This is a genomic window from Aquisalinus luteolus, from assembly GCF_009712425.2.
In the GTDB taxonomy this organism is placed as follows: domain Bacteria; phylum Pseudomonadota; class Alphaproteobacteria; order Caulobacterales; family Parvularculaceae; genus Aquisalinus; species Aquisalinus luteolus.
In genome coordinates this window covers 1,748,713-1,768,507 of the sequence record NZ_VCJR02000001.1, presented here as the reverse complement: position 1 = coordinate 1,768,507, position 19,795 = coordinate 1,748,713, and the positions used below count along the sequence as shown (strand labels likewise).

The 19,795-nt window shown below is 61.4% G+C and carries 17 protein-coding genes; 10 read left to right on the top strand and 7 right to left on the bottom strand.

Annotated elements, in window-relative coordinates; translation table 11 throughout:
* Positions 1 to 3 precede the first annotated feature (3 nt).
* From FF098_RS08250 to purM, 3 genes are all read right to left on the bottom strand, one after another.
* Positions 4 to 540, bottom strand: coding sequence for a TadE/TadG family type IV pilus assembly protein (locus FF098_RS08250; RefSeq protein WP_155139204.1), 537 nt, complete (start codon positions 538 to 540; stop codon positions 4 to 6).
* A 181-nt stretch (positions 541 to 721) separates the two neighbouring features.
* Positions 722 to 1,312 carry a phosphoribosylglycinamide formyltransferase gene (purN, locus tag FF098_RS08245; RefSeq protein ID WP_155139202.1) on the bottom strand — a complete coding sequence of 197 codons (591 nt, stop codon included), beginning with the start codon at positions 1,310 to 1,312 and terminating at the stop codon, positions 722 to 724.
* Positions 1,313 to 1,324: 12 nt separating this feature from the next.
* Entirely contained in the window at positions 1,325 to 2,344 is a 1,020-nt protein-coding gene (purM, locus tag FF098_RS08240; RefSeq protein ID WP_155139200.1) for a phosphoribosylformylglycinamidine cyclo-ligase, read from the bottom strand.
* A 186-nt stretch (positions 2,345 to 2,530) separates the two neighbouring features.
* Between purM and FF098_RS08235 the strand changes: the two genes are divergently transcribed.
* The 4 genes from FF098_RS08235 to FF098_RS08220 all read left to right on the top strand — a co-directional run bounded on the left by FF098_RS08235 (position 2,531) and on the right by FF098_RS08220 (position 8,833).
* Entirely contained in the window at positions 2,531 to 4,180 is a 1,650-nt protein-coding gene (locus tag FF098_RS08235; RefSeq protein ID WP_155139198.1) for a DUF2066 domain-containing protein, read from the top strand.
* Positions 4,170 to 4,886 carry a P-loop NTPase family protein gene (locus FF098_RS08230; protein ID WP_155139196.1) on the top strand — a complete coding sequence of 239 codons (717 nt, stop codon included), beginning with the start codon at positions 4,170 to 4,172 and terminating at the stop codon, positions 4,884 to 4,886. Before FF098_RS08235 ends, FF098_RS08230 begins: the two co-directional genes overlap by 11 nt.
* A 143-nt stretch (positions 4,887 to 5,029) precedes the next feature.
* Positions 5,030 to 7,261, top strand: a complete 2,232-nt coding sequence (locus FF098_RS08225) for an RNA degradosome polyphosphate kinase (protein ID WP_155139507.1) — start codon at positions 5,030 to 5,032, stop codon at positions 7,259 to 7,261.
* A gap of 36 nt (positions 7,262 to 7,297) precedes the next feature.
* Positions 7,298 to 8,833, top strand: coding sequence for a Ppx/GppA phosphatase family protein (locus FF098_RS08220; RefSeq protein ID WP_155139194.1), 1,536 nt, complete (start codon positions 7,298 to 7,300; stop codon positions 8,831 to 8,833).
* Positions 8,834 to 8,836: 3 nt separating this feature from the next.
* Here FF098_RS08220 and rnd read toward each other — a convergent pair whose 3' ends face one another.
* The 3 genes from rnd to ku form a co-directional block, all read right to left on the bottom strand.
* Positions 8,837 to 9,985, bottom strand: a complete 1,149-nt coding sequence (rnd, locus tag FF098_RS08215) for a ribonuclease D (RefSeq protein WP_155139193.1) — start codon at positions 9,983 to 9,985, stop codon at positions 8,837 to 8,839.
* 161 nt (positions 9,986 to 10,146) lie between these two features.
* Entirely contained in the window at positions 10,147 to 12,681 is a 2,535-nt protein-coding gene (ligD, locus tag FF098_RS08210; protein ID WP_155139191.1) for a DNA ligase D, read from the bottom strand.
* Positions 12,682 to 12,684: 3 nt separating this feature from the next.
* Entirely contained in the window at positions 12,685 to 13,533 is an 849-nt protein-coding gene (gene ku, locus FF098_RS08205) for a non-homologous end joining protein Ku (protein ID WP_155139189.1), read from the bottom strand.
* Between the two features lie 144 nt (positions 13,534 to 13,677).
* On the opposite strand from ku, the gene FF098_RS08200 reads away from it, so the two are divergent.
* Entirely contained in the window at positions 13,678 to 14,355 is a 678-nt protein-coding gene (locus FF098_RS08200; protein WP_155139187.1) for a hypothetical protein, read from the top strand.
* Between the two features lie 6 nt (positions 14,356 to 14,361).
* Here the strand turns inward: FF098_RS08200 and FF098_RS08195 are convergent, their stop codons facing one another.
* Entirely contained in the window at positions 14,362 to 15,243 is an 882-nt protein-coding gene (locus tag FF098_RS08195; protein ID WP_155139185.1) for an endonuclease/exonuclease/phosphatase family protein, read from the bottom strand.
* 200 nt (positions 15,244 to 15,443) lie between these two features.
* Here FF098_RS08195 and aspS point away from each other — a divergent pair, with 200 nt between their 5' ends.
* The 5 genes from aspS to FF098_RS08170 all read left to right on the top strand — a co-directional run bounded on the left by aspS (position 15,444) and on the right by FF098_RS08170 (position 19,658).
* On the top strand, positions 15,444 to 17,243 hold the full coding sequence (gene aspS, locus FF098_RS08190; protein ID WP_155139183.1) for an aspartate--tRNA ligase: 1,800 nt from the start codon (positions 15,444 to 15,446) through the stop codon (positions 17,241 to 17,243).
* Positions 17,244 to 17,249: 6 nt separating this feature from the next.
* On the top strand, positions 17,250 to 17,804 hold the full coding sequence (locus FF098_RS08185; protein WP_155139181.1) for a DUF3916 domain-containing protein: 555 nt from the start codon (positions 17,250 to 17,252) through the stop codon (positions 17,802 to 17,804).
* A 13-nt stretch (positions 17,805 to 17,817) separates the two neighbouring features.
* Positions 17,818 to 18,366 (top strand): DUF3916 domain-containing protein, encoded by a 549-nt coding sequence (locus FF098_RS08180; protein WP_155139179.1) that lies wholly within the window; start codon positions 17,818 to 17,820, stop codon positions 18,364 to 18,366.
* Positions 18,367 to 18,436: 70 nt separating this feature from the next.
* A complete protein-coding gene (locus FF098_RS08175; protein WP_155139177.1) occupies positions 18,437 to 19,108 on the top strand; it encodes a glutathione S-transferase in 672 nt (223 codons plus the stop codon).
* Positions 19,109 to 19,178: 70 nt separating this feature from the next.
* Positions 19,179 to 19,658 (top strand): MgtC/SapB family protein, encoded by a 480-nt coding sequence (locus tag FF098_RS08170; RefSeq protein ID WP_155139175.1) that lies wholly within the window; start codon positions 19,179 to 19,181, stop codon positions 19,656 to 19,658.
* Positions 19,659 to 19,795: the final 137 nt, after the last annotated feature.

Genomic DNA, 19,795 nt, shown 5'->3' with positions numbered 1-19,795 from the left:
CCCTCAGCACTCGTCGATACAGCCGAACGGCTCGTTCTTGGCGATCGAGTAGCCAACCATCAGGACCGGCTTGCCATCGGGCTGGAACACCTCCTTCAGCACCGGTGTATTGAACTTGTAGCGCATGGCGGCAGTGACCATGGTGACCTGTTCCTGGCGACCGGGGTTGAAATTGAAGTTCGTCGCCGTGCCCTCGTCATCGAATTCGGGCTTTTCGAACGTTACCGCGCTGAGCGAATTGAAAGCACGCACATCGAACTGGATGGAGTTGCAGTCGACAAAGGATGGCGTGTGCGAACAATAGGCGGTCTTGAACGCCTCTGCCGGCGTTCCGGCCCGCTGGATCTCACCCGTCTGGATATCGCGGGTCGATTCGAAAACCACATAACGCAGCGAGTGCCGGTGCAGCATGAAAAGCGAAGACTCGATGATGCTGAACACCATGAAGAAAAACACTGGCGCAACGATGGCAAATTCGACGGCGGAAGTGCCATCATCCTTGCCGGACAGAAACTTTCTGAACTTGTCGACGATCATCATCAGATGCCCCGTTAGGTTTGCAACGAGGCCGATTGTGATACCAAAATGTTAATAGCGCGGAAGAAACGCCGCTCGGATTTTTCGCAATTTTTAGGAAAACATTCAGCATGTTAGCCCGGTTCAAGCCGGAAATGCCGATCAGTGGTTGCGAATGTCAATCTTAGATGGCGTAGGGGCGGGATCAGTCGCCGAATTGCCGCATCCAGCCTGCATATTTTCCGACGCATTCTGGATAGAGGACATGTTCAGCCGTCAGGATTCTCTGCGACAGGGTTTCGACGGTATCGCCATCCTTAACCGGCACCGCCGACTGGCCGATGATGGGCCCGTCATCGAGATCCGGGGTGACGAGGTGGACGGTACAGCCGGAGATTTTAACGCCGGCGTCGAGCGCCTGTTTCTGGGCGTTGATGCCGCGGAAGGAGGGCAGGAGGGAAGGGTGAATGTTCAGCATGCGCCCCTTCCAGTTCGTGGTGAAGTCAGCCGTCAGGATGCGCATGAACCCGGCCAGACAGACCAGCTCGATATCATGGTGCTGCAGGGCATCGTCGATGGCGGTGTCGAACGCCTCGCGACCGTCATAGTCGCGGTGGTTGATGACCAGCGTCTCGATGCCCGCATCCTGCGCGCGGGTCAGGCCATAGGCGTCAGGCTTGTTGGAGATGACGAGCGCGATCTCTACCGGCCAGGCATCATCCTTGCCCGCGTCAATCAGCGCCTGAAGGTTCGAGCCGGAGCCGGAAATGAGGACGGCGGTCTTTACTTTCTGCATGCCGACGGGCCCCTACGTCCCGGCGAGGTCGCCGATGACGACGGGTTCTTCGCCGGCGGTCTCAAGCGAGGTGATGACATCGCCCGCATGGGCCGGGTCGACAATGAGGACGCCGCCAATGCCGCTGTTGAAGGTGCGGCGCATGTCGGCAAGGGAGAGGTTGCCTTGCTGCTGCAGCCACTGGAACACCGGTGGCAGGGAAAGGGCGCTCTCGTCATAGCGCGGGGTCAGCGTTTCCGGCAGGACGCGGGGGACGTTATCGGTCAGCCCGCCGCCGGTGATGTGGGCAAAGCCCTTGACCTGCCGGGCGGCGAGGAGAGGCTTGAGCGCATTGATGTAGAGTTTGGTCGGGGTGATGAGCGCCTCGCCGACGGTCTTGCCCTCGGCGAAGGGCGCGGCGTCTTGCCAGCCGAGACCGGATTCAGCGACGATCTTGCGGATCAGGGAATAGCCGTTGGAATGGGCGCCCGAGGAGGGCAGGCCGATCATCACGTCGCCCGCTTTCATCCCGCCGGGTCCAGCCTGAAGCGGTAGCAGGGCATCGCGTTCGGCTGCGCCGACGCAGAAACCGGCCAGGTCGTATTCGCCCTGGCCGTACATGCCCGGCATCTCGGCCGTTTCGCCGCCGATGAGCGCGCAGCCGGCCTGGCGGCAGCCCTCGGCGATGCCCGCGATGACGGTTTCGGCGACGCCGGTATCGAGCTTGCCCGTGGCAAAGTAGTCGAGGAAGAACAGCGGCAGCGCGCCCTGGGCGAGAACGTCATTGGCGCACATGGCGACAAGATCGATGCCGATCGTGTCGTGCAGACCGGTGTCGAAGGCGATTTTCAGCTTGGTGCCGACGCCATCCGTACCGGAAACGAGGATCGGGTCGGTGAACCCGGCATCCTTCAGGTCGAACAGGCCGCCAAAGCCGCCGATGGAGCCCATCACGCCGGGGCGCATGGTCGATTTGGCCAGCGGGCCGATGGCCTTTACCAGCCTGTCACCGGCATCGATATCGACGCCTGCCTTTTTATATGCATCGCTCATGACGGGTGTTTAGCAGGTTTGCCACGATTGGAAAGGGGCTGGTTTTCCCATACGCAAGCAGGGTTTGCGTGCCGCAATTTTGCCCGGCTCCCATGATGGTGTCGGGTCATAATTTGGGGGCAATCTGACCGGACTTTAAGGGTGTCAGGGCCGGTCAAGCACTGTATAAGGGCGCCTGAAGGAAGAATGGACAAGTATACCATGCGATTAGCCCTGATTGTTTCGGCTCTGGCGATTGTGCTGGCTGGCCCCGTTGCCGCCCAGACAGATGATGCCAGCACCGGGAACCAGCTCTCAGCCACCACTGCACAGCCTGTTGCTCAAGCGAGAGCAGGCAGCGTGTTCGAGGTGCCGATGGTGCCGGTCAGTGCCGAGGCGGAAAGTGCATCGGATGCGCAGGCGATCGCCCGTGACCGGGGCCGCCGGCGGGCGATGGATATCCTGTTGCGCCGGCTGACCGCCGAGGAAGACTGGGATTACCTGCCGCGCCTTGCCGCAGGCAATGTCGCGCCCGCCGCCGAAGGGCCTCAGCCGGTCGAGCCCGATGGTGGCATCGGTGATGGCGCAGGCCCCCCCGGCGCAGAGCCGAGCCTTTATGACCGCAGCTATTCCGGTGGCAAACAGGCAGTGATGCTCGATGCCTCGCAGCTGCCTGCCATGGAGCAGGGCTTTTCAGTCTTTGACGAGAAATCCTCCGCCCGCACGTATTCGGCCAAGATCAGCTATCGCTTCAAGGCAGAAGATATTCGTAACCTGTTGAAACGGGCCGGTATTCCCTATAGCGAATCGCAGACGCGCATGGCGCTGGTCATTCCCGTGCTGGAGACCCAGAACGGCGATTACCTGTGGGAGACGAACAATCCGTGGGCGCGGGCGTGGCTGGCCCGGTCCCTCACCAATGAGCTGACCCCCATGCTGCTGCCGCGCGGCGATGCGACGGACATGGAGATCCTGCCGGTTGGGGCGGCCCTGTCCTTTGACCAGGAGGCGCTGCGCCAGATGGCCGAGCGCTATGGCGTGCGGCAGGTGCTGATCGCCCATGCCTTCCTGGATGAGGAAGACGGCCAATACCGTATGCGCGGGCGCCTGCTCGACGGCTATCTCGCCTCCAGCGGTCGCAGCGCTGCGAACTACACTGCCGACAACGCTGGTGCGCTCTATGATGACACGGCGGGCTTCGGCTCTTCCGGTGTTCTGGTGCGCACTTCCGGCGAGCAGCCGGGCCGGGCGCTGTTCGAGAACTTCTTCCGTGACAAGACCGGTGACTTCCCGGCGCTGGCCCAACGGGCTGTCGAAAACATGGTCAGCCGCTATGCGGCCGGCTGGAAGGCACAGACACTGGTCGACCACTCGGTCGTGCGCCAGGTGCGCATGAATGTGTGGGTCGACTCGCTCGATGATTTCGCGTTGATCCGCCGGGCGCTGGAAGACTCGCCGATCGTGGAGAGTATCGAAACCGGGCCGATCTCGCTGCAGGGCGGCACGATCACCGTGTCCGTGGCTGGTGCGATGGACCAGCTGGTCGCTGATATGCGCCAGAGAAACGTGATCCTGTGGACCGTCGACAATATCGTCTGGAACGTGGCAACGCCTGAAAAGGCCGATGAAGTGCGCGACCGCGTGCGCCCTGTCGATGGCCGTGCTGAAGGCGAGTTTGGTGAGGGAGGCCTGCCGGGTGCCGGCCTCGTCGATCAGGCAGAAGACGCGATTGGCGAATTCTCCGCCCCATCAGACCGCGAGCGCCGCCTGCGCGATGGACCGCGCTCCCTCGTCGGGGGTAGCCAGGCCGACGAGAGCGCCGGAAACGAGGATGAGCCCCAGGACGATGCGAACTGACGACGGAAATCGCCGCCAGCTGCCGCTTCCGTTTGGAACGCCCAGCCCTGATGATGACCTGCCGCCATTCCTGCCCTCCGCCACCAATGAGGAGGCGCGGCGGATGCTGCAGTCGTGGGAGGCGGGTCTTGGCGATGCAAACAGCAGCCATTCCATGCTGATTGCCGGTCCGGCGGGGACAGGCAAGAGCCTGTTGCTCGCCTATGTCGCCCGGGACACTGGTGTACGCATTCACGAAGGTGATGATATCTGCAACCGGCAAAATCCGTTGCCGGACGATCCGGTGATCCTCGTCGACGATATCCATCTGTGCGAACCGAGCGACGTGATGCGGTTGATCAATGTCTGCATCGAGCGCGGGCGGATCTATGTCTTCGCCGGGACCGGCAACCCGAAAGACTGGGCCGGCGAGGGCGACGGGCGGCTGGATGACCTGGCCTCGCGGCTTTCTGCGACACCTACCGCCAGCCTCGAGAAGCCTGACGAGGCGCTGATGACCGAGGCGATCCAGCAGATGCTCGCCGACCGGCAGGTTAAGATTGCGTGGGATGTGGCTGCCTCTGCCGCCATGCGGTTGAAGCGTTCTTTTCACGCGGTTCGGCAATTCGTGGAAGTGCTGGACTCAGAGGCCATGGAACGGCAGAAAAAGATCGACAAGGCTCTGGTTCAACAGGTGCTGGCGACCATTCCCGACGCTGTTCTGTAGGTGCGGGTTTATCCCCGCGCCTTTAGGTCTAGATTAAGCCTGTTGGGGTATAGGCTCTCACCATCGAGCCAGCAGTGCAAAGCCAGTAACTGAGGAAAGCAGCGATCATGTCTGAAGCCGGCAAGACCGATAGCCTGCAGGAAATGGATGCCGAGACGCGGCCCCCCTCGCGGGCACGGCGCGAAACGCGTGACCTGGTCGAACGGGCCGAAGGCGTCGGCGAGGGGCTGGTGCCGATATCGCCTGACTCAAGCGACAGGTTCATCAACCGCGAACTGTCCTGGCTGGAATTCAACATGCGCGTGCTGGAAGAGGCCGCGAACGAAAAGCACCCCGTGCTGGAGCGCCTGCGCTTCCTGTCGATCTCGGCAAGCAATCTCGATGAGTTCTTCATGGTCCGGGTTGCCGGGCTGGTCGGCCAGGTGCGCGAGGGCATCACCGCCCTGTCGCAGGAAGGGCTGACCCCGAAACAGCAGCTCGACATGATCAACGAGCAGGCCTCGGAGCTGATGGAGGAACAGCAGCGCTGCTGGCGTGAACTGATCGGCGAGATGGCCGAGGCCGGCGTGGAAATCCTGAGCCCCGAAGACCTGTCCGGCGACGAGATGGACTGGCTCGAGGACGAGTTCCTCAACAATATCTTCCCGGTACTGACGCCGCTGGCGCTTGATCCCGCGCACCCGTTCCCGTTCATTCCCAATCTCGGTTTCGTTCTCTGCTTCGACCTGAAGGCCGACAAGTCGGGCAAGCAGATGACGGCGTTGTTGCCGGTGCCGGCCAAGATCGGCCGGTTCATCCGCCTGCCGTCCGGCGAGAAGATGGAAAACGGCCTGCCGCGGGTGCGGTATGTGCTGCTGGAAAAAGTGATCGCGCGTTTCCTGCATTATGTTTTCCCGCGCTACCAGAATATCGGCCAGGGCTCTTTCCGGCTGGTGCGTGACAGCGATGTGGAGCTGGAAGAAGAGGCCGAAGACCTGGTGCAGCAGTTCGAAACCCTACTGCGCCGCCGCCGCCGTGGCGATGTCATCCGCCTGAAGATGGATTCCGAAACACCGCAGCGGCTGATCGACATGGTCTCCCAGAAGCTGAAGGTGACAAGCCGCGACGTGGTGCTGGTCGATGGTATCCTCGGGCTGGCCCAGTCTGGCGAGCTGATCCCCGATGACCGGCCGGACCTGACGTTCACGCCGTTCGAGGCGCGCTTCCCGGAGCGAATCCGCGAGCATGGCGGGGATTGCTTCTCGGCGATCAAGGCCAAGGACATCGTCGTCCATCACCCCTATGAGAGTTTCGATGTCGTCGTGCAGTTCCTCAAACAGGCTGCCGCCGACCCGGATGTCGTTGCGATCAAGCAGACGCTGTACCGCACCTCGAAACAGTCGCCCATCGTTGAGGCGCTGATCGAGGCGGCAGAAGCCGGCAAGAACGTGACGGCGCTCGTCGAGCTGAAGGCGCGTTTCGACGAGGAAGCCAATATCCGCTGGGCACGGGCGCTGGAGCGGGCAGGCGTCAACGTCGTGTACGGATTTGTCGACTACAAGACCCACGCCAAGCTGTCGCTGATCGTGCGCAAGGAAGGCGAGGGCACGCGCTCCTATGTCCATATCGGTACCGGGAACTATCACCCGATCACGGCGAAGATCTATACCGACCTTGCCCTGTTCACGACTAACGAGGCGATTGCGAGGGATGCGGCACGGGTGTTCAATTTCGTCACCGGCTATGCCGAGCCCGAGGCGTTCGAGAAGATGGCCGTCGCGCCGCTGAACATTCGCGACAAGCTGTACAGCCATATCGATGCCGAGATCGAGCACGCGAAGGCCGGGCGGCCTGCCTCCATCTGGATGAAGATGAACTCGCTGGTCGATGGCGACATCATCGACCGGTTGTACAAGGCGAGTGCGGCGGGCGTGCAGATCGATCTCGTCGTGCGCGGCATCTGCTGCCTGCGGCCCGGCGTGCCTGAGCTGTCGGAGAATATCCGTGTGCGCTCAATCGTCGGGCGGTACCTCGAGCATTCACGCATCTATTGCTTCGGCAATGGCCACCCGATGCCGAACCAGAGCGCGCTGGTCTATATCGGCTCTGCCGACCTGATGCCGCGCAACCTCAACCGTCGCGTGGAAGTGCTGTGCCCGGTGGAGAACCCGACCGTGCACCGCCAGGTGCTGGACCAGATCATGGTCGCGAACCTGAACGACGAGGCACAGAGCTGGCGGATGATGCCGGACGGCACTTACCGCCGCCTGCAGACGCCGGAGAACGTGAAGCCGTTCAACATCCATTCCTATTGCATGACCAACCCGAGCCTGTCGGGCCGGGGGGCGGCGATCAAGGGCAATGCGCCGACCAAGCTGCGCCCGAAGAAGAAATAAGAATCACGCCATGGTTAGCCTCAAGGCAGGTAAAGAGTGATCCTGAAAGCCGCAGAACAGACCCGCACGCAGTTCCGGCACTGGCATCGCCGGGCGGTGATCGATATCGGGTCGAACTCGGTACGGATGGTCGTCTATGGCGGGCCTGACCGCACGCCTGTTTCCATCTTCAACGAAAAGACGCTGTGCGGCCTCGGGCGGCGCGATCCTGACACCGGCGCGCTGCGCGACGATGCGATGGAAGAGGCGCTGCTGACGCTCGCCCGCTTCAAGGCCGTGCTGGCGCGCTATGGCGACCCGGACCTGACGGTGTTCGCGACGGCGGCGAGCCGCGAAGCCTCCAACGGGCCGGACTTCATCGCGCGGATCGAGGATCTGGGCTTCCAGCCGGAAGTGATCTCCGGCGAGGAAGAAGCCCGGTTTGCGGCGCTTGGTGTGCTGTCCGGCGATCCCGGCGCTGTGGTGTGTGAGCCGGACCGACCGCATCTGTGCGGCGACATGGGTGGCGGCAGCCTGGAGCTGACACGGTTCACGGACAATTTCGACGAGCCGCTGGGCGAGCGGGTGAGCCTGCCGCTCGGGCCGCTGCGCCTGATGGCGGAATGCGGTCCGAAAGTGATCGACGCGGTCAGCTTTACCGAGGACCGGCTGGCGGAGAACCCGTGGCTGACCGAGGTGAAAACCGGTGACCTGCATGCCGTCGGCGGTGCGTGGCGGGCTATCGCCAAGGTACATATGGCACGGCGTAATTATCCCCTTCAGGTGCTGCATCACTACGTCATGAGCAAGGACGAGGCGGTCCAGATCTGCGAGCTGCTGGAGCACCAGTCCGCCGCGGCGCTGGAGAATATTCCGGGTGTCCAGAAGAAGCGTATTGACGTCCTGCCCCACGCGGCGATGGTGATGAAAGTCGTGATCAACATGACCAGGGCGCAGCGGCTGATCGTCTCCTCCAGCGGTGTGCGCGAGGGAGTGTTGTTCGACAAGCTGCCCATGGATGTGCGTCGCCGCGACCCGCTGATCGAGCTCGCCGAGGAATATGCGCTGCGCTATTGCCCGGACCCGGCCTTCGGCGAGACGGTGTTCGTGATGACAAACGATCTGTGGCCGGATGAAAGTGAGCAGGAGCGGCGCTTACGACAGGCGGCGTGCCTGTTGTCGGACGTCGCGGCGCTGCACCACCCGGACATGCGCGCCGACCAGGCCTGCGACATGGCACTGCGCTCGCCTTTCATTGGCATTGATCACCCGTACCGCGTCGCGCTCGCCATGGCGTTATACCAGCGCCACAAGAGCAAGCCGTCGACGCCGAACGAGCATGTGCCGATCCAGCTGGTCGGTGAAGAGCTCCAGAAGCGGGCGACGGGCATTGGCCTGATGCTGCGCTTTGCCGCTGACTTCTCGCCGAAATCCGCCGAAGGCATCGAAGGCTGCACGTTGGCGCAGGTAGACGACAAGCTGGTCTTCACCGCCCCGGAAATGCTTGCCGGGCTGATGGGGGAGCTGGCCTCGAAGCGGCTCGACACCCTCGCCAATTTCTTGGGCAAGCAGGCGGTGGTGGAGTTTGTTTGAGGTCTAGCTCTCGATCAGGTCGAGATTGCCGTTGGTGAGCTTCATGGCGATCTTGCCGTGTTTCAGCTTCAGGGCGGCTTCGCCGAAAACCTCGCGGCGCCAGCCTTTCATGGCTGGTACGTCGGCATTGTCATCGCGGGCGATTTCCTCGAGGTCGGCGACAGAGGCGATCAGTTTCGGCGCGACGTCATATTCCTTGCACTGACGGGCGAGCAGCACGCGCAGCAGGTCGAGCACATCCCCCGGCACCTGTGGCAGGTTGCGCGGGCGGTCGATGTCCGGCAGGTCGTTTTTCGGGATACCCTTGCCTTCCGTGATGGCGGACAGAAGCCCCTTGGCAGCGCTGGAGCGCTCGAACCCGTTGGGGATGCCACGGGCGCGGGCGAGGTCCTGCGGGCTTTCCGGCGTCTGGCGGGCAAGCTCGAACAGGGCGTCGTCCTTGAGAATGCGGGCGCGGGGCACGTCGCGCTTCTGGGCCTCTGCCTCCCGCCATTCGGCGATCTTCATCAGGGGGCCGAGTTCCTTGCTCTTGGTATTGCGCAGCTTGAGCCGCTTCCATGCGTTTTCGGGCTGGGTGAAATACAGCCCGGGGGAGAGCAGCGCTTCCATTTCCTCGATCACCCAGGAGAGGCGATTGGTGCGGGCAAGCTCAGACGACAGTGCGTCATAGACATCGCGCAGATGGGTGACGTCGCCAATGGCATATTGCAGCTGCCGGTCGGTGAGCGGGCGGCGCGACCAGTCGGTGAAGCGCGAGCCCTTGTCGAGGCTCTTGCCGGTAATGGTGCGCACCAGCGGCTCATAGCCGATCTGGTCGCCATAGCCGCAGGCCATGGCCGCGATCTGGGTGTCGAACAGCGGCTGCGGCACCGTCTGCATCATCTGGAAGAAGATCTCTATATCCTGACGGGCGGCGTGGAAGACCTTGGTCACCGCCGGGTCTGCGAGAAGCTCGAGGAAAGGCGTCAGGTCGAGGCCGTCGGCGAGGGGGTCGATGATCGCTGCCTCAGCCGGGCTGGCCGCCTGAATGAGGCAGAGCTGCGAAAAGTAGGTCTTTTCGCGCATGAATTCGGTATCGACGGTGACGTATGGGTGCTGCCGGAGGCCTGAACAGAACTCTGCGAGGGCGGCGGTGTCTGTAATAATCAACATGGATGAGTGACTTAGCAAGATTGGTGCGGGTCGTCATCCAGATAATCACGCGTTATATGAAGAGCATCCGGAAGAAGGAGACATACCATGATCAGGAACCTAATTTTTATCGTCGGCCTTATCGTCGTTGCGCTGTTGTTGCTGTCTGTCTTCGGCGTGATCTAGTCGAGCAACTCATCGAGCAGGCCTTTATGTAGGGATTGCCGGACGGTGGCGTAATCGGCCCACGGGTCTGATTTCAACTGAGCCAGCCGCTGGCGGATATTGGCGAGCGTGTAGTCGGCGCCTGAACTGGCGCGGGACAGCTCGTCCCATGTCAGCGGCGTTGCGACCGGCGCGTCCTTGCGCGCGCGGGTGGAGTAAGGGCAGATTGCGGTCGCGCCGCGCTCGTTCCTCAGCCAGTCGATGAAAATCTTGCCCTTGCGCTTGGCCTTGGACATGGTCGCGGTAAAGCGGGACGGGTCTTCCTGCGCCAGCCGCTTGGCAAAGCCGGACGCGAATCCCTTTACCGTCGCCCAGTCATGCTGGCGCTCCACCGGGATCACCACATGCACGCCCTTGCCCCCGGTGAGTATGGGGAAGGACTGAAGGTCAGCGGCGGCGAGCAGGTCGCGGATATCCCGGGCGGCTTTTTTGACGTCCTCGAAATCCTTGCCTTCATCCGGGTCAAGGTCGAAGACGATGCGGTCGGGCTTTTCGATATTGTCCCTGCGCGCGCCCCAGATATGCAGTTCGAGCGCACCGATCTGCGCGGCGGAAACGAGCGCTTTCTGTGAGCCGAGCAGGAGATAGTCGCCCTTGTCGCCATCTTTCTCGGTGATGGTGACTGACCCCATGTGGTCCGGCGTGCCGGCATTATGGTGTTTCTGGAAGAAGCAGGAGCCGGTGCGCCCGGACGGGCAGCGCACGAGGGACACGGGCCGGTCCTTGATGTGGGGCAGCATCTGTTCGGCGATCTCGGCGTAGTATTCCGCGAGGTCGCGCTTGGTGACGTCCTGGTCCGGGTAGAGGACCTTGTCGGGGCTGGAGAGCTTCACGCCCGCGACGGTGTCGCCGGATGATCTGTCAGCGGATGACTTTGCCGGTTCTGCCTCTTTCATTTTCTCTTTCTCCGACGTGACCTCTTTGGCCGGCTTGTCCTCGCGCAGGCCCAGGAAGGACGGATGACGCAGATGGCCGTCGCTCGTGACCTCGGTATAGGCGATCTGGCCGACGAGGTCAGGCGTCAGGAACACCGCGCCGCGTTTCGCGTCGGCGGGCATGTCGGCAAAGGGCGGTGTCTTGCGCTCCAGCTTTTTCATCTTCGCCGAGAGGCTGGCCATCAGGTCTTCGGAAAAGCCTGTGCCGACGCGGCCGCGATAGACGAGATCGCCATCGACATATTCGCCCAAGAGAAGCGAGGCGAAGGGGCGGCCCTTCTTGTCGGATTTGCGATAGCCGCCGATGACGAACTCGTCATTGCCGGTACATTTCGACTTGATCCACGCGCGGGTACGTTTGGACTGGTATCTCGCATCGGCGCGTTTGGAGATGATGCCTTCGAGGCCCATCTGGCAGGCCTTGCCGATGACATCGTCGCCCTTGCCGACGACGTGGTCGGAATAGCGGATCGGGTCTTTCACCCCGTCGAGCAGGTCGGCGAGGGCGTCCTTGCGGGCGTCCTGGGCTTGCTTGCGCCAGTCCTTGCGGCCGTGTTTCAGCAGGTCGAAGGCATAATAGATGAGGCGGGCCTGGTCGCCGGATTTAGTCGCCTGTTGCAGGGCACCGAAATCACTGTGGCCCTGATCGTTGATGGCGACGAGCTCGCCGTCGATGACGCCTGTGCCGGGCAGGGTGGCGAGGGCTTCGGCAATAGCCGGGTACTTATCCGTCCAGTCCTTGCCCGAGCGGGTGTATAGTTTGGCGCGTCCTTCAGCCCAGCAGGCGATGAGGCGGTAGCCGTCATATTTGATCTCGTGCAGCCATTCCTCGCCCTGCGGTGGTTCGTCATCGAGGGTCGCCAGTTGCGGCTCGATGAAGGCGGGCAGGCGGGCGGAAGATTTTGAAGAGGATTTTGGGGATGACTTTGACGCGGTTTTCTTCTCGCCATCCTTCCGGCGCTTGGTCTCGGTCTGCGCCTCCTTCAGGGTCGGGCCCTTTTTCTCGATGCCGTCGAAGCCGCGGCCTGTTTTGACCGAGTCCGGCCATTCCTTGACCGGGTCGAGGTCTTCGTTCTCGGTGCCGTCCCGCTCCTTGATCAGCAGCCAGTTTTCGCGTTTCTCACCCTTCTTGTTCTTCATGCGGACGAGGGCGAAACCACCCTTGAGGCGCTCGCCCTTCAGGGTGACCTTGAGCGAGCCTTTCTTCAACCCTTCATGGGGATCTTCCTGTGGCTCCCAGCTGCCTGTGTCCCACAGCATGACCGTACCGGCACCATAGCCGGAGGGGATCACGCCTTCGAAATCGCCATAGTCGACCGGGTGGTCTTCAGTGCGCACGGCAAGACGCTTGACCGAAGGGTCGAGGCTCGGCCCCTTCGTAACGGCCCAGCTTTTCAGGACGCCGTCCAGCTCCAGCCGGAAATCGAAATGCAGGCGCGTCGCGTCATGCTTCTGCACCATGTAGAGATTGCCCTTCTTGCGGCTGACCTTGCCCTTCGGTTCGGGTGTCTTCCCGAAGTCGCGTTTGTCGTGATAGGTCTGGAGCGAGCCGGCCATGGGTTAGCTCGCTTTCTTCTTCGTGCTCTTCTTCGTCGTCTTCTTTGTGGATTTCTTCGAAGACGATTTCGATCCGGAGACGGATTTCTTCAGTGCGTCCATCAGGTCGATGACATTGCTCTCGCTTTTCGTGGAGCTTTCAGAGTCATCGTGGCTGACCTTGCCCTTCTTCTCTTTCTCCTTGATCAGCTCGCGCAGGGCAGTCGCATATTGCGCCTCGAAATTCTCCGCGTTGAAAGGCTTCGATTTCTTCTCGATCAGCTCACCGGCAAGCTCCAGGAGCTCCTTGTCGAGCTTCATGTCCGGAATATCGTCGAAGATGCCGTCGCTCTGCTTGATCTCCTCGGCATAGCGCAGGGTCTCCAGCAACAGGCCATCGCCGCAGGGCTTGATCGCGACGACATAGTCGCGCCCGCGCACGGCCATCTGCCCGAGGGCGACTTTCTTGGCGTCGCGCAGCGCCTCGCGGATGACGATGAAGCCTTCATTGGAAATGTCGTCCTTCGGCACGACGTAATAGGGCTTCTCGAAATAGCGCGGGTCGATCTCGCAATGGTCGACGAACTGGACGAGCTCGATGGTCTCCTTCGTCTCCAGCCTGATCTCGTCCAGCTCCTCATTGGAGAGGATGACGTAATTGTCCTTGGAGACCTGATAGCCCTTGACGATCTCGTCGGTGTCGATGGGACCGACGCCCTCGACGATTTTCTGGTAGCGCACGCGCTTGCCCGACGGCTCGTGGATCTGGTTCAGGGAGGGCCGGGCGGCGGATTTCGTCGCCGAGAACAGCTCGATCCCGATCGAGACGAGCGAAAGTTTCAGATAGCCTTTCCAGTATGCGCGCGCGGCCATAGTCTTCCCCTGAAGTTGCGAATTCATGGGGGTAAACAGGGGTTTGGCGGGCGTGGTTCCGATTCGGAGCAGGGAGTAAAAAGCGGTAGGCGATGGCGGATTTTAGGATAGGATCGCGGCAGAGGATCGTATCAGGGGGATTTCATGCTGAAAAATCTGGTGGCCGGAACGGCAATCGCAGCGGCGCTTTGGGCTTTGCCTGTTATGGCGCAGGAGACTGGCTGCGCGGGGATCAGTGAAGACGGGGTCGGCATACCGAAGCAGGACATGGTGCTGACCTGGGAAGATGATGACGGCGACACCTTCGATGAAACGGTCATGGTCGTGCAGGAGGGTTTCGTCGTCACCCTTGCTGATTACGAGGACTTCCAGACCTATCTCGTCTTCTACAAGCACGAGTTCCTGACCGAGTTCGCGGCAGACCGTCTGGGTGTGGAGGATGTTATTTTTTCCGTAGAGGAAGATGGCACCCGGAAACTCCCTGCGGCCATCATCATCGACCTGCGCACCCGGTTCACAGACGATATCGCGGCGCTGGACCAGCTATGGCCACTGGAGGCGGGCAAGACGGCCGCGATGATACCGGATGCGGCAGGCGATTACGTCAGGTGGACCGTGGGTGAGGCCAGCGAGCAGCCGTTTCCCGATGCTGATGGTAAAACCACGATCATGCCCTTGCTCGGCGCATCGGAATCGCCCGGCATCGAGCCGGGGCGCTGGACGCTGAACTATTCAACAGAACACTGCATGGTCGTCGAGTTGTGGGAGAGTTTCGGTCACGATGCCTATCATGAGCGCGTAACCGGCATTTCCTTGCCGTAACGATATCTACTTCAAAATCCTTACATCGATGATCAGGGGAAGATGATCAGAACCGGTGCCGCGCCCGACGCGGACATGCGCTTCAAGATCGTTTGTTACAAAGGTGTGGTCGATGGGCAGGCCGAAAAATGGCAGGGGGCCCATCCAGCTTGACCATGGACCATAGGGAACGCGGCGCATGGCGCTTTCCCGCTCAGCATCGATCATCGCTTGCGACCAAGGCACTGTATTGAAGTCTCCGACCAGTACAGCGTGCTTATGCTCGCCCAGCGTTTTCATGGCCGCGGTAATGTCTGCGTTCCGATGACGATTCCAGGAGGGATACATGGGCGTGTGTGGATGGATGCCACCCACTGTAATGACCCCCGCTGGCGTTTCGATGGTGACCTTGCTTACCGGTCGAAAAGGAGCATCCATAACAGCCATATTGTCGACCGATCCTCGGCTGAGAATGACAACCTTCGTGAGAGTGGTTTCGTCTGGAAGAAGACGATATTGCCAGTTATCCGGCAAGGTCATTTCAATCCCGTCATATTCTGCCAGCAGAACGAGATCGGCATTTTCCTTCTCCGCAAGCTGGATAACTCTCTTCAGCGCAGAGGGTTTGTGAAACACGTTGGCCCACACGATCCGCATGTCGGGTTGTTCTACAGATGCTGGCGACGTTCTGAATTGGGCGCTCATCCCGATAATCGCGATGGCGGCAAATCCCAGTGAAAACAGACAGGAAGCGGGACGGCCGATCATGATCATGTAAAATGCCATCGCCAGCATCAGGAGAGCCAGTTGCGGCCTCAGGCTCGTGAATATCTCGAAGGGCCAGCCAAAACGCCCGGCGAAGCCTGCAAGGACAAGCACTGCGAGAATGAAATTGATGATCCAGAACATGTTTTCGTCTCACCCGATGGTCGCAACAGTGAGTTAACAGGATTCAAGATGGAAAATATGACGTTCTCCAGGTGAAAGCGTGTCCGGGTCCCCGCCACCCCTTTCCCCCCGCCGGAAAACCCGCTAACAACCGCCGCTACAGACAGAATTTCTGCCTGTGGCCGTCTTTTCGCGCGGTTGCGGGCCATCAGGAGTACGACATGCATATCTATCGCAGCCATACCTGTGGCGAACTTCGTAAATCCGATGTCGGCGAGAGCGTTCGCCTGTCCGGCTGGGTGCACCGTGTGCGCGACCATGGCGGGGTGCTGTTCATCGACCTGCGCGACCATTACGGCATGACGCAGGTCGTCGCCGACCCGGATTCCCCGGCGTTCAAGGCGGCCGAGCAGGTGCGCAGCGAATGGTGCATCCGCATCGACGGGCGGGTGAAGGCGCGCGATGACAGCCTCGTCAACGCCAACCTGCCGACCGGCGAGATCGAGCTTTATGCCGACGAGATTTCCGTGCTTGGCGCGGCGCAGGAACTGCCGCTGCCGGTTTTCGGCGAGCCGGACTATCCGGAAGAGATCCGGATGAAGCACCGCTATCTCGACCTGCGCCGGGAGACGCTGCACGCGAACATGATGCTGCGTTCCAGGATCATCCGCAGCTTGCGCAACCGGATGGAAGACAAGGGCTTCAACGACTTCCAGACGCCGATCCTGACGGCGTCCTCGCCGGAAGGCGCGCGGGACTTCCTGGTGCCGTCGCGGCTTCACCCCGGCAAGTTCTATGCGCTGCCGCAGGCGCCGCAGATTTTCAAGCAGCTGATCATGGTGTCTGGCTTTGACCGCTACTACCAGATCGCGCCGTGCTTCCGCGACGAGGATGCCCGCGCGGACCGGTCCGCCGGCGACTTCTACCAGCTCGACCTGGAGATGAGCTTCATCGAGCAGCAGGATGTCTTCGACGCGGTGGGGCCGGTGATCCGCGACACGTTCGAGCAGTTCGCCGAGGGCAAGCCGGTGTCGGCCTATCCGTTCCGCGAAATTCCGTATGCGGAAGCGATGCTGAAATACGGCTCCGACAAGCCGGACCTGCGCAACCCGCTTGAAATGCAGGTGGTGACGGAGCATTTCGTCGATTCAGGGTTCAAGATCTTCGCCCAGATCGCGGCCGATCCCGCCAACGAGATCCGCGCCATTCCGGCGCCGGGTGGTGGCAGCCGTGCCTTCTGTGACCGGATGAATTCCTGGGCGCAGAAACAGGGCCTGCCGGGCATGGGCTATATCATGTTCGATGAGGGCGACGGCAAGGGGCCGCTGGCCAAGAATATCGGCCCGGAGCGCACCCATGCGATCCGCGAGCAGCTGGGCCTGAAAGAGGGCGATGCAGCCTTCTTCCTCGCCGGGAAGCCGGCCGAGTTCGTCGACATCGCCGGCAAGGCGCGTAATGTCGTTGCCGACGAGCTGGAACTGGCCAACAAGGACTCGTTCGAGTTCGCGTGGATTGTCGACTTCCCCATGTATGAGTGGGACGAGGAGAACAAGAAGGTCGAGTTCGGCCACAACCCGTTCTCCATGCCCGCCGGTGGCCTCGAAGCGCTGGAAGAGGCTGGCGACGACCCGGAGAAGATCCTGGCGATCAAGGCACGCCAGTATGATCTCGTCTGCAACGGCTATGAGCTGGGCTCCGGTGGTATCCGTAACCACAAGGAAGAGATCATGTACAAGGCGTTCGATCTCGCCGGCTATGGCGCGGAAGTCGTCGAGGAGAAATTCGGCGGCATGCTGAACGCTTTCCGCTATGGTGCCCCGCCGCACGGCGGCGCGGCCTTCGGCGTCGACCGCATCGTCATGCTGCTGGCTGGCGAGCAGAACATCCGTGAGGTGACGATGTTCCCGCTGAACCAGCAGGGCGAGGACCTGCTTCTCGGCGCACCGGTCGAGGCATCGGACAAGCAGCTCAAGGAGCTGCATATCCGCGTGTCGAAACCGATCGAAGAGAAGAAGGGCTGAGGCGGCTTGTTCGGCTGGCTGACAGACCGGTTCCGGCGCAAGCCGAAAATGGTGCCGCCGGCCGAACAGCTAGCCCATCTCGACAAATGGGCGGCGGGGTTCGAGGGGATCGACCCGCCGCTGGAAGACCCGCATTACTGGAACTGGAAAATCTCCTGTTCCAGCGGCATGTTCCAGCCGCCGGTAGTGACCCGCGAGATCGAGGAGCGGGCGATCAATGCGCTGTTGACGGCGGCGGGGCATCTGTCGCGCACGCCATATGCCGTCGAGTTTCCGTATTTCCGAGCAGCCGTGCTGCTGCCCATGGGCGACCTGTTCATGAGCGAGGTGACGGCGTTTTATGATCGCGACTATGCGCTGCGGTTCTGGAGCGGCGAGCCGCTGCCGGTGGAGCGGGTGACGGAAAAGTATGACCTGAACATCCCTGAAGGCTTCGAGCTGCACGGCACCATCGTCGCCCATCCGCTGGACGATGAAGACGTGGTCGAGGGCATGCGCATTGATGAAGACGGCAAGCGCTGGTTCGATGAAGAGCGCTGGGTGATTGGGCAGAGACCATGAGGGGGCAGCGATAATGGGCAGGCGGCTTTCCATCCACAGGCCAACGGCGAAGGTGAGGGGTGTCGACCGCCGCCTGCGGGCGCTTGACCGGTGGGCGGACGGTTTTGCCGGATACGAGCCTTACATCGACGAGCGCTATATGAACCACAAGATCCCCGTGCTCGACCGACTTGTGAACCCGCCGACGACGACAGCGGCGATCCAGGAAAAGGCGCTGGCTGCGCTGATCAAGGCGGCGGACTATCTCTCCCGCTCGCCGGTTTGCGAGCGCGTGCCGTATTATCGCGCATGCGTGCTGATGGGACTGCCGGACATGTTCCATAGCGAGGTCACGGCGTTTTACGACGAGGAATACTATCGCAGCTTCTGGCGCAGCGACCGCATGCTCGACTCAAAGGTGCTGACCGAAAGTTTCGATGTGACCATTCCGGACGGTTTCGAAGTGTGCGGTTATATCGTGCCATTCCAGGTCGATTTCGACGACATCAATGGCGTGCGGACCGACGAGGAAGGCCGCTTCTGGATCGACGAGGAACGCTGGGTGATCGGCGAGAGGCCTTGATCTGTGTTGCGCGCTTGGCGGTGAGGGAGCAGCGCGATAGGCTGCGGGTGAGCAAATCGAAAGACCCGTCATGATCACTGTCCACCATCTCAACAATTCCCGCTCGCAACGTATTCTCTGGCTGCTCGAGGAGCTGGAGCTGCCATACGAGATCGTGCGCTATGAGCGCGATGCCGAGACCATGCTGGCGCCGCAATCGCTGAAGGATGTGCACCCGCTGGGCAAGTCGCCGGTGATCACCGATGGCGAGACGACCATCGCGGAGTCCGGCACCATCGTGGAGTACCTGCTGGAGAAATACGGGTTGGGTCGCCTGATGCCGGGCAAGGACAGCGCCGATTACTGGCAGGCGCGGTTCTGGCTGCATTATGCCGAGGGCTCTGCCATGCCGCCGCTACTGATGAAGCTGGTGTTCAACCGGGTGAAAGAGGCGGACATGCCGTTCTTCGTCAAGCCGGTCGCCAAGGGCATCGCCGACAAGGTGCTGTCGAATTTCGTCAATCCGCAGGTGAAGAACCACATGGCGTACTGGGAAGACTCTCTCGCCGCGACGGGCTGGTTCGCGGGCACTGAGCTGAGCGCCGCCGATATCATGATGAGTTTTCCGGTCGAGGCTGTCGCCGCCCGCACCGGTCTCGGGTCGGATCATCCGAATTTGAAGGCTTGGCTGGAGAAGGTCCATGGCCGAGACACCTACAAGGCGGCCCTCGAGAAGGGCGGTGAATACGCTCTGATGAGCTAGAGCTGGCGTAACCCCCCCCTGTTACTTTGGAAGGCTGGAACAGTCACCATACCCTGTGCGTTTGCGGGGCATGGAGCAGCTGGACCAGATATTCTCCACGCAGATCGGGGCAGGGGTAATCCTGCTGCGCTTGGCACTGGCCTGTCTGTTCGGGGCGATTCTCGGCATCGACCGGGAAATCCGCGACCGTCCGGCGGGGCTGAGGACTTTCATCATGGTCTCGCTCGCCGCCTGCCTGTTCACGATCATCGCCATCGAACTGAGCCTTGCCCTCGATGGCAGCGAGGACGAAACCTCGATCAGACCCGACCCGTTGCGCATTATCGAGGCGATCACTGCCGGGGTCGCTTTTCTCGCCGCCGGGTCTATCATCCGCCACGGTCGGCGGCTTGAGGGGCTGACGACAGGGGCCGGGATGTGGCTCGCCGGGGCCATCGGCCTTGCCTGCGGCGCCGGGTTCGAGGCCATCGCTGCGCTGGTGACGCTGCTGGCCCTCATCATTCTTGTCGGGCTGAAGAAGCTCGAAGATGGTCTGGATCGCAAAAAGTAGCCGTATTTTCCTGACTTAGCTGCCCTTCTTTATATCCGATAACAAACATAAAAAGTGAGCGTTCACTCATTTTCTGTCTGAACTGTAATTATGAACAATGTTCATTTCGTGGGATGTTTGTGAATGAAGGAGGCCTG